The sequence below is a fragment of the uncultured Campylobacter sp. genome (genome assembly GCF_938045405.1).
Classification (GTDB): domain Bacteria; phylum Campylobacterota; class Campylobacteria; order Campylobacterales; family Campylobacteraceae; genus Campylobacter_B.
Window position 1 is genome coordinate 1 of record NZ_CALIMW010000001.1, and the last position, 9,432, is coordinate 9,432.

A 9,432-nucleotide genomic window follows, 5' to 3' on the forward strand; every position below is an offset into this window, starting at 1 on the left:
GATGGGCAAAGGAGCGAAACTCGCTTAGATTTATCGCGTCCAAAAACCGCTTCAGCTCCTCCTCGCTCATAAACTCCGGAAGCTTCGTGCCGCGGCTGCCGCTAATGCCGCCCCAGTGCTTAAGCTCGATGCCGTAGTTGTGCGAGGTGCCGTCCTGCTCGTTTTGGCGGTCGATGAAGCCGAAAAAATTTATCAGCGCGATTCGGTAGTTTTTTTTGCTCGCATCGCTCAGCCCGCCCGTAATGGAGGCTAAAATTTCGCTCAAAAGCTCCTCGTCGATATTTCTCATGCTTTCAAGGTTATATTCTACGATCGCTTCGTAAAATTTTTTAAGCGGATTGAAGTAAGTGTTAATGCCCGTAAGGCCTGCATTTCGCGCATCTTTTGCGAGCCGCTCGAGTTCATTGATGTTTGCTACCTCGTGATTTAGCGCCAGGCTCGCGCGGCGAAACAGCGCGTCGTTTTTCAGCTCCTTATTCGATAGCGCGCTTAGCTTGTAGCGCACGAATTTTACGAGCCAAAACAGCAGCGATTTTTCAAAGCTATCCTTATAATCGAGCGGGAATTTCATTTGCTCTCCTCGCTGTCGCCGAAGATCACAAAAGGCAGCATCAGCGTGTTTTTGATAAGATTATACGGCGTTTTTAGCACGTCGGTCGCAACGCCGGTCGAGTAGGTGGGCTTTTTCGTCGTGCCGCGAATCTCGATGATTGTGGAGATCGTGTTGTTTTCGCCCAAGATGATATGATTTAGAAGCGGGATTTTTGAGATTATCGAGCTTGCGTCTTTTAGGTATTTAAGCTCCAGATCGATATTTAGCGCGCCACTTTTCATATCCACTTCGCCGTTGCCTGCGATGTCTGCGCTACTGCCGGTAAAATTCATCGCGTTTATATAAATTTTATCGCCGCTGCGGCGAAAGTAAATTTTGCCCCTCTGCACGCTAAAGCCGCGATCGTTGAAATCGGGCGTCTTAAACGTAAGCAGCGACGGCACGGAGTTTATAAAGCTAAGCAGTCTTTGATAGATGATGTAGTCCTTCAGATAGGTGTTTTGCACGTTGATCTCGCCGCGGTAGTTGCGCGGATCGATGCCGCTTGCTTTTAGCGTAAATACCCCTCCGTCGAAGCTCTGCGAGCCCAGGAATTGATTAAGCGCCTCGCCGCTGATGTTTTGCGCAAAAATTTGAAGCAAGCTCTTTTTAAAGATCAACTTCACGTCGCCGCGTTTAAAGCTTGCGTTTAAATTCATATTTTTGCCGTCCAGCACGCCGTTAAAGTGCGTAAATTTCAGCGTCTTATTAAGATCGGATAGCACTATGGAAGAGTTTTGCCCGCTGAAATTTATCGGCGAGCGCTCCTTCGTGCCGCTATTAAACTCGCTGGTTTGCACGCTCGTATTGATCGCGACGTCCACGTCTTTTAAAGAGACGAAGTTGCCGCCTTTGTTTATTTTGAGAGAAATTTTACCGCTTCCGCTAGAGCCTTCCAGATCACCGCCGCGCACCCGAAGCGCGAAAGAGTCGTTTTTATAATGGCTTCCGTCTTTGTTCAGCAGACCGAAATCAAAGATGAGATTGCTGCTGCTGATATCTAAGTTTGTAAAATCGCTGGTTAAAATTTTAAGATCTCCGCCGCTAATGCCCGCGTTTTTAAGCGTCTTAGAAAAGGGCAAAATTCCGCTAATATCGGGCGAGCTAATCTCGATCCGCTCGCCGAAGCTCATCTTCGCGCCCAAAAATTGCGAGCTCAGCACCGGCGTCTTGCCGCTAAAATCAAGGCTCATATTATCTCGCACGTCACCAAATTTTAAAATTTCTTTGCCGTTCGGGGAGAGATTGAAGCTATGAATAACGCCGTTAAATTTAGCCTTGCGCGTGGCGATATCGATACTGCCGCTTGCGGTGGCGTTAAAAATTTCATTTTGTAGATTCGCGTCTTTGATTTCGATTTTTTTCTCAGTGATGTGCACCTGCGCGGCTTTGGAGTGAAATTTTGCTTTAGAGATCATCAGATCGGCGTCTTTTAGCGTCACGTTCGCATCCACCTTGGCGCTTTCCTTTTCTACGTCCACATTTATCAACACGCGTGCATCGATCCCGCCGCCTAGCGAATATACGGGCTCATTTATGCCGTAGCTTTGCAAAATATCTACAAGGTCTTTGCCTAAACTCTCTTTAGTTCGCAGATCCAGATATACGACCGGCCTCTCTTCAAAGAGTCCGCCGATACGCACGCCGCTTCCCTCCAGGCTTTTGCCTTTAAATTTAGGCTCATTTAGCGTGAAGCTTAGATAATCGTTTTTGAGCGTGATGTTGGCATCTTTCACCGTTACGGCTTCGATTTGCGGCTGAAATTTTATCGTAAGATCCTGCGCGTAAGCCGTGGCGCTGACATTTTCGGCGATCGGACGCGGATCTTTCAGATCGACTTTGGCATGTAGATTTTCGATGTAGTAGTTTTGCGCGACCGCCTTGCCGTAGATCCACTCGTTCGCAAGGGGATTTAGTCCCGTAAGTGCCCCCAGCTCATTCATAAAATTTTTCAGACTCAAGGCCGAGGCGCGGTTTATCTCGATATTTAGCTCCGAGCCGATATTGTGCACGTCAAGCTCGCCCGCGATCTCGTGCGAAGCGAAGGTGCCGTTAAAATCATACGTATCGGCTTTGAAATTTGCTCGCGCCGTGCCGTGCAGAGTGAGATTAAAATCATTTAGTTCAAACTCGATCGGATCGAAGTTCAGCCCGTTTGCGCTCGGCGTGATCTGCGAGTTTAGCCTAAAAAACCGCGTATCTGCGTAAAAAACGTCGCTTTTGTATTTTAGCTTTAGACTTTCGCCCTTGATCTTCAAATTTTGCACGTCGATCTCTTCAAAAAAGGAGTTGATAAGCGAGATTTTTTTGCTAAATTCCAAAATTTTCTCGCTTTGCGTGCGCAGATCGGTGGAATTTTGCTCTAAATTTTGTGTATTATTTTGCGTAATTTCAAGATTTTTGATACGCAGCACGAGACCTTTATTTAGCTTGAGATAAAACCCCTCAAGCTTTGTAAAGCCCACATCCAGCTGCGAAATCGCAATACCGTGCTTTAGGCCTACCGCACAGATTATAAAAAGTATGGTTATGCACAAAAAAAATCTAGCCAAAGTTCTAAACATCGTCGCCTCATCAAAAAACTCCGCCCCAAAACCAAATCGGGCGTGCCGAAAAACTGCGCTTATAATATGAAATTTATTCAAAATTTTGGCTTATTTGCCTATAATTTCAGCTAAATTTTGAAAGGAATGCATGAAATTCTTTATAAAGCTCATCAAAGCGGCGTGCATTTGTATCGAGCTTGCGGCTATCGTCCTTTTGGCCGTGGGCTTTGATCTACACGAGCGCGTCGGCAACGCGACAACCGTGCAGATAGGTCAGGGCAGCTCAACGAAAATTTTATCGCAACTTTCAAAGAGCTATCCTAAATTTAGCAAATTTGACGCGAGGCTGCTTTCTTTTTACGGCGGCGCAAAAACCGGCGAGCTGGAGCTTAGCGGCGAAAATTTGCCCAAATATCAGTTTTTATATGAGCTAAGCGTTGCAAAGCCCGTGATGAACGAGATTAAGCTGATCCCGGGAGAGACTACGATCGTGTTTTTAAAACAGCTTGCGAAAGATCGCGGGCTAAGCTTTAGCGAGCTTGAGCGCGAATACAACGCCACGGCGCCGTTTTACGAGGGCTTTCTGGTGCCTGAAACCTACAAAATTAGCAAAAACGAAAGCGAAAAAAATATCATCGACCACCTCATCTCAAGCGCGCAAAAATTCCACGAAGGATTGTCGCGCGAGCTTAGCGGCGACTATAACGCCACGGCGTGGAAGCAGGTGCTGATCAAGGCCTCGGTCATTCAAAAAGAGGCCGCAAACGCAGATGAGATGCCCCTCGTAGCCTCCGTCATCGACAACCGCTTAGCCAAAAATATGCGCCTTCAGATGGACGGCACGCTGAATTACGGCGAGTTTTCGCACGTCAAAATCACTCCGCAGCGCATCCGCACCGATACCAGCCACTACAATACCTACCTTAACGACGGACTTCCCAAAGAGCCCGTGTGTGTGGTCTCTCGCGATGCAATACGCGCAGCTTTGGCGCCTGCAAAGAGCGAGTATCTGTATTTTATGCGAAATAAAAAAACGGGGCTTCACGATTTTGCGCGCACGCAAGCCGAGCACGAGCGCAACGTAAAGGCGCAGAGGTAAAATTTAAGGTCGCTTCTGCTTAAATTTTAAAACGAAATTTCGTCTTTAAATTTTAAAATTTAAACTCCCGCAGTTATAAAAATGCGGGCTGATATTTGGGAGATAACAATGAAAATAGCGATATTCGGCGCAGGAAACATCGGCGCAGCGGTAGCGAACGATCTTATCGTAAGCGATTCTTTGAGCCAAAAGATAGATAGCATCGCGCTTGTGGATACGGTAGAGCAGATCGCGCGCGGCAAGGCGCTCGATCTTGCCCATGCGGCGGCGGTTTATGAGCGAGACCTGCGCATAAGCGGCAGCACGGAGCCTAGCGACATAGCGGATGCAGGCATTGTCGTGATCACGGCAGGGCGCGCAAGAAAGGCAGGACAGAGCAGGGAGGAGCTGTTTGGCAGCAACGCCGCCATCGTCGCGCAATGCGCGCGAGATGCCGCAAAATACGCGCCTAGCTCCATCATCATCGTCGTTACTAATCCGCTTGATATGATGGTTTATGCGGCGCTTAAAGCTAGCGGGTTTGCAAAAGAGCGCGTCATCGGCATGGCGGGCGAGCTAGACGGCGCGCGGCTTAAATTTGAACTCGCGCGAGCGAGCGGCAAGGAAATTTCATCGATGAGAAGCGCGATCGTGGGCCCGCATAGCGAAGAGATGATCGCGCTTAAAAACGAGCTGGGATTTGAAATTTCGGATGAAATTTTTGGTCGCGCGGTGCAAAATACCAAACGCGCCGGCGCGCAGATCGGCGAGCTGCTGGGCACGTCGGCGTATTTGGCGCCCGCTGCGGGCATCGTAAAGATCATAAAATACATTCTTTTTGATACCTGCGGCACGCTTGCCTGCTGCGTCGCGGATAGATCGGGAGTGCCTTTGGGGCGCTTCGTAAGCGTCGGCAAAATGGGCGCGATAGAGAGAAATTTCGCCTACTCGGGTGAGTTTTATGAGCAGCTCGAACGGATGCGCGAGCGGGTAGCGGGGCTGAAGTTTTAGTGGATATAGAGCGAATTCGACGCGACGCGGAAGCGGGATTCGTAGATTTAAAATTTCAAAGTATATAGAATTCTTGCGATAGAATTTTGCGGCATTAAATTTCACTTCGGCAAGAAATTTAAGCTCGCGGAATTCTGCAGCGTAAAATTTCATTCGCTGCGGAATTTTAAAATTTGCGCAATTTTCCGTTGTGAAATTTCGTAGATTAAAATTTTACTTTGGCTCAGAATTCTGCGCGACGTAAATTTTTGAGAGCCACAAAATTTTAAAATTTAAACTCTGCAAAATTTAAAAATGAGAGAAATTTAATGCGATCAAAGCAGGCTTGCGCCGCAAAATTTCAAATTTTAAATCGCGAAGCGAGATTTAGTGCGGATTTTGATAAATTAAGGAGAAAATATGAGCGAAAATGAGAGCCAGCGCGCTGTCTGGACGGATGAGAGCCGCTGTAAGGCGTGCAACATCTGCGTAAGCGTCTGTCCTAGCGGCGCGATCGCGATGAGACAGGACGAGGGCGCCGTGCAAGGCATGATGATCGACGTGGTGGATGAGGGCGCCTGTATCGGCTGTAGGGAGTGCGAGTTGCACTGCCCTGATTTTGCGATTTTCGTTGCGCCCAAAGGCTTTAAATTCGCTCGTCTAAGCTCGCAGGCTAGAGAGATGGCTGAAAAAATCAAAAACAATAATTTTATGAAACCCAAGGACGCATAATGAGAGAAGTAATTTCCACAGGCAACGCCTTAATTGCGCGTGCGGCGATTGATTGCGGCTGTAATTTTTTTGGCGGCTACCCGATCACGCCGAGCAGCGAGATCGCGCACGAGATGAGTCGCTTGCTACCTAAGGTCGGAGGCAAATTTATCCAGATGGAGGATGAAATTTCGGGCATTTCGGTAGCTTTGGGCGCGTCGATGAGCGGTGCAAAGGCGATGACGGCAAGCTCCGGTCCTGGAATTTCGCTAAAATCAGAGCAGATTGGGCTTGGCTTTATCGCTGAAATTCCGCTTTTAATCGTAAACGTTATGCGCGGAGGTCCTAGCACCGGACTTCCTACGCGAGTGGCACAGGGCGATATTTTGCAAGCTCGCAACCCCACTCACGGTGATTTTCAAAGCATCGCGCTGTGCCCGGGCTCGCTAAAGGAGGCTTACACGCAGACCGTGCGCGCCTTCAATCTAGCCGAGCGGTTTATGACGCCAGTATTTTTGCTACTTGATGAGACGCTTGGGCATATGCAAGCAAAGGCGATGCTTCCTGAAATTTCGGATCTAAAAATCGAGCGCAGGGCGGAATTTAAAGGTAGTCCGAAAGATTATGAGCCCTACGATGCTGCGCCCGATAAGCCTGCGGTGCTAAATCCCTTTTTTAGGGGATACCACTATCACATAACGGGGCTTCATCACGGCGCGAAGGGCTTTCCGACCGAAAACGAGCAGATCGTGGATCGCTCTATAAAAAGGCTTTTTAATAAAATTTCGGCGCATGAAGATGAGATCGTGCAATATGAGGAATTTATGCTAGATGACGCTGATGCTTGCATCATCGCCTACGGCAGCGTTAGCTTAGCAGCAAAAGACGCGATTTTAAAGCTACGAGGGCAAGGCGTGCGTGTGGGACTTTTTCGCCCGATCACGCTGTGGCCAAGCCCAGCGCACAAGCTAAGGGAGCTAGGGGAGAGATTTAATAAAATTTTGATCGCCGAGCTAAATTTAGGGCAGTATCTGCTAGAGGTGCAGCGCGCTTGCTTGAGGGATGATTTTAAGACGCTTCTTAAGGCAAACGGCAGACCGATCAGCCCTAGCGAGATTATCGAGAAAGTAAAGGAGCTTTAAATGGCGTTTGATTACGACAAATATCTAAGAACGGACAAGATGCCTACGCTTTGGTGCTGGGGCTGCGGCGACGGAGTGATCTTAAAAGCGATCATTCGCGCGATTGACCGCATAGGCTGGAGTATGGACGATGTGTGCGTGGTAAGCGGTATCGGCTGTAGTGGCAGGATGTCTAGTTACATAGACTGCAATACCGTCCATACGACGCACGGGCGTGCGATAGCTTATGCTACGGGTATCAAGCTCGCAAATCCCGATAAGCACGTAATCGTAGTCACTGGCGATGGCGATGGGCTTGCGATAGGGGGCAATCACACGATCCATGGATGCCGCCGCAATATCGATCTAAATCATATCTTGGTAAATAATTTCATCTACGGGCTTACAAACTCGCAGACGAGTCCTACGACGCCGCGCGGGTTTTGGACGGTTACGGCACAATATGGCAATGTCGATCCCAGCTTTGATGCGGCGAAACTTGCGATCGCTGCCGGAGCAACTTTTGTCGGACGCGAGAGCGTGACAAATCCCGAAAAAATCGAGCGACTTTTGGCTAAGGGCTTTGAGCACGAGGGTTATAGTTTTTTTGATATTTTTAGCAACTGCCACGTAAATTTGGGTCGTAAAAATAAAATGAGCGAGGCGGTGCAAATGCTAAAGTGGCTTGATTCGCGCACGGTCTCTAAAGCAAAATTTGACGCTCTTAGCGAGGATGAGCGAGCGGGGCTATTTCCGCTTGGGGTTTTACACGAAGATAATGAGCGCACCGAATACACAAAGGCGTATCAAAAGGTGATAGATGCGGCGCAAAGCGGCGAAGAGATAAATTTTGAAGGACTAAGATGAATCAATTAAGATTTGTGGGAGTGGGCGGTCAAGGCGTGATCTTAGCAGGTGAAATTCTAGCTGCGGCAAAGATCGCGCACGGCGGCTATGGAATCAAGGCATCTACGTATACCTCTCAGGTACGTGGCGGACCTACGAAAGTGGATATTATCTTAAGCGATGAAGAAATTCTATATCCTTACGCGAGCGAGGGCGAGATCGATTTTATGCTCGCAACAGCGCAGAGCAGCTACGATGCTTTCAAAAGCGGCGTGAAAAAAGGCGGCGTGATCGTAATCGAGCCGAATTTAGTAGTGCCGAGCGATGAGGATAGGATAAACTTTAAAATTTATGAAATTCCAATCATCACCATCGCAAAATACGAAGTCGGAAATGTCATCACTCAAAGTATCGTGGCTCTAGCGATCGCAGTAGAGCTTAGCCGCTGTATGGACTCAGGGCTAGTAAAAAAGCAAATGCTCCGCTCTGTGCCTGAAAAAACCCGTGCGCTAAATGAAAAGGCGTATGATTTGGGGATGAAATACGCGAGAGAGGTTTTGGAGACGGAGTAAAATTTTATGGCAGCGAAACGATAGAAGTGGGCGGTAATATTCTAGCGGCTTTATTCTTGCTTTTTTTTTGCGAAGTGCATCAGCTATAAGGATGAAATTTATCGCGTTGTTAAAATTTTTATTTTGGTACAAGTATACTTATCGCTTTTCTTAAAGGATTGCACTCGCTATCGCTTAGGCAAATTTCTAATTGCTCCTTTATTTTGCAGGAAAAATCCTTCTTGTCGCTGTTTTTTCCGTAACAAACCTTGTCAAAGTAACCGATAGCCCTATGTATATTTCCGCCGTAAAATATTTCATTCCCTGCTAGCAAAAAGCAATAATACATCATGTCCGCTTCACAAGCTTTCTTTAATGCTGAAACGGAATCTTTATATCTACCCATTGTAACCAAAAGCACCGCGCCGAGCGATCCGCAGCTTTCGTAATCCCCATCGTCGCACTTCTTGGATAAAATTTCGACTAGCCTCGTGCATGCGCTATATTTTCCATCGCCGCTATCGCACTCTAAATTTAGCTCTTTTTCTTCCCAAGTTTTGAAAAAGCTCGAATCCATGGGTCTTGCCATACTAGAGCATATTGAAAATATGAAAGCTAGAATTATAAATTTAATTTTCTGCATTTTCTCTCCTATTTAAAATTTTGATATATAAAGCGGCTTTTTAAACAACATCATCTTACGCTTTTTAACAAAATTCTTGCTTTTTTTATAGGATTGCACTCGCTGTCATTTAGGCACTTTTCCAATTCCTCTTTTATCTTGCACGCTTCGTTTTTAAACAGGCTATTTGCTGCTTCACATGTCTTACCAAGATATTTAATTACCAAATTTACATCTCCGCCATAGTGTATTTCGGTCGCACTTAGCATATAGCAGTAGGTTACTACGCCGGCCTCACAAGCTTTTTTATAAGCGGAGGCGGAGTCTTCATATCTATTGGAGTCGAAAAGCGCTATGCCGAGCGATCCACAGCTT

At 47.3% G+C, this 9,432-nt stretch carries 9 protein-coding genes and 1 pseudogene; 6 read left to right on the forward strand and 4 right to left on the reverse strand.

The window, feature by feature from the left end:
* A pseudogene (locus tag Q0140_RS00005) lies at window positions 1-571 on the reverse strand (integrase); the annotation flags it as partial.
* Window positions 568-3,156, reverse strand: a complete 2,589-nt coding sequence (locus Q0140_RS00010; RefSeq protein ID WP_297960260.1) for an AsmA-like C-terminal domain-containing protein — start codon at window positions 3,154-3,156, stop codon at window positions 568-570. The gene Q0140_RS00010 and the pseudogene Q0140_RS00005, both read right to left, overlap by 4 nt.
* A gap of 130 nt (window positions 3,157-3,286) precedes the next feature.
* On the opposite strand from Q0140_RS00010, the gene mltG reads away from it, so the two are divergent.
* From mltG to Q0140_RS00040, 6 genes are all read left to right on the forward strand, one after another.
* Window positions 3,287-4,237 carry an endolytic transglycosylase MltG gene (mltG, locus tag Q0140_RS00015; protein WP_297960264.1) on the forward strand — a complete coding sequence of 317 codons (951 nt, stop codon included), beginning with the start codon at window positions 3,287-3,289 and terminating at the stop codon, window positions 4,235-4,237.
* Between the two features lie 108 nt (window positions 4,238-4,345).
* The gene (locus Q0140_RS00020) at window positions 4,346-5,227 is read left to right on the forward strand and encodes a malate dehydrogenase (RefSeq protein WP_297960267.1); all 882 of its coding nucleotides are present in this window, start codon (window positions 4,346-4,348) and stop codon (window positions 5,225-5,227) included.
* A gap of 399 nt (window positions 5,228-5,626) precedes the next feature.
* The gene (locus tag Q0140_RS00025) at window positions 5,627-5,938 is read left to right on the forward strand and encodes a 4Fe-4S binding protein (protein ID WP_177388316.1); all 312 of its coding nucleotides are present in this window, start codon (window positions 5,627-5,629) and stop codon (window positions 5,936-5,938) included.
* Window positions 5,938-7,059, forward strand: a complete 1,122-nt coding sequence (locus tag Q0140_RS00030; RefSeq protein ID WP_297960269.1) for a 2-oxoglutarate synthase subunit alpha — start codon at window positions 5,938-5,940, stop codon at window positions 7,057-7,059. The genes Q0140_RS00025 and Q0140_RS00030 overlap by 1 nt, the downstream gene beginning before the upstream one ends.
* Entirely contained in the window at window positions 7,060-7,905 is an 846-nt protein-coding gene (locus Q0140_RS00035) for a 2-oxoglutarate ferredoxin oxidoreductase subunit beta (protein ID WP_297960272.1), read from the forward strand.
* Window positions 7,902-8,456, forward strand: a complete 555-nt coding sequence (locus tag Q0140_RS00040) for a 2-oxoacid:acceptor oxidoreductase family protein (RefSeq protein WP_297960276.1) — start codon at window positions 7,902-7,904, stop codon at window positions 8,454-8,456. The genes Q0140_RS00035 and Q0140_RS00040 overlap by 4 nt, the downstream gene beginning before the upstream one ends.
* A gap of 118 nt (window positions 8,457-8,574) precedes the next feature.
* Here Q0140_RS00040 and Q0140_RS00045 read toward each other — a convergent pair whose 3' ends face one another.
* Together Q0140_RS00045 and Q0140_RS00050 are read right to left on the reverse strand one after the other, a co-directional pair.
* Entirely contained in the window at window positions 8,575-9,078 is a 504-nt protein-coding gene (locus tag Q0140_RS00045) for a hypothetical protein (protein ID WP_297960278.1), read from the reverse strand.
* A gap of 50 nt (window positions 9,079-9,128) precedes the next feature.
* Window positions 9,129-9,432, reverse strand: a 304-nt coding sequence (locus Q0140_RS00050; RefSeq protein WP_297960281.1) for a hypothetical protein, incomplete at its 5' end; no start/stop codon positions are given.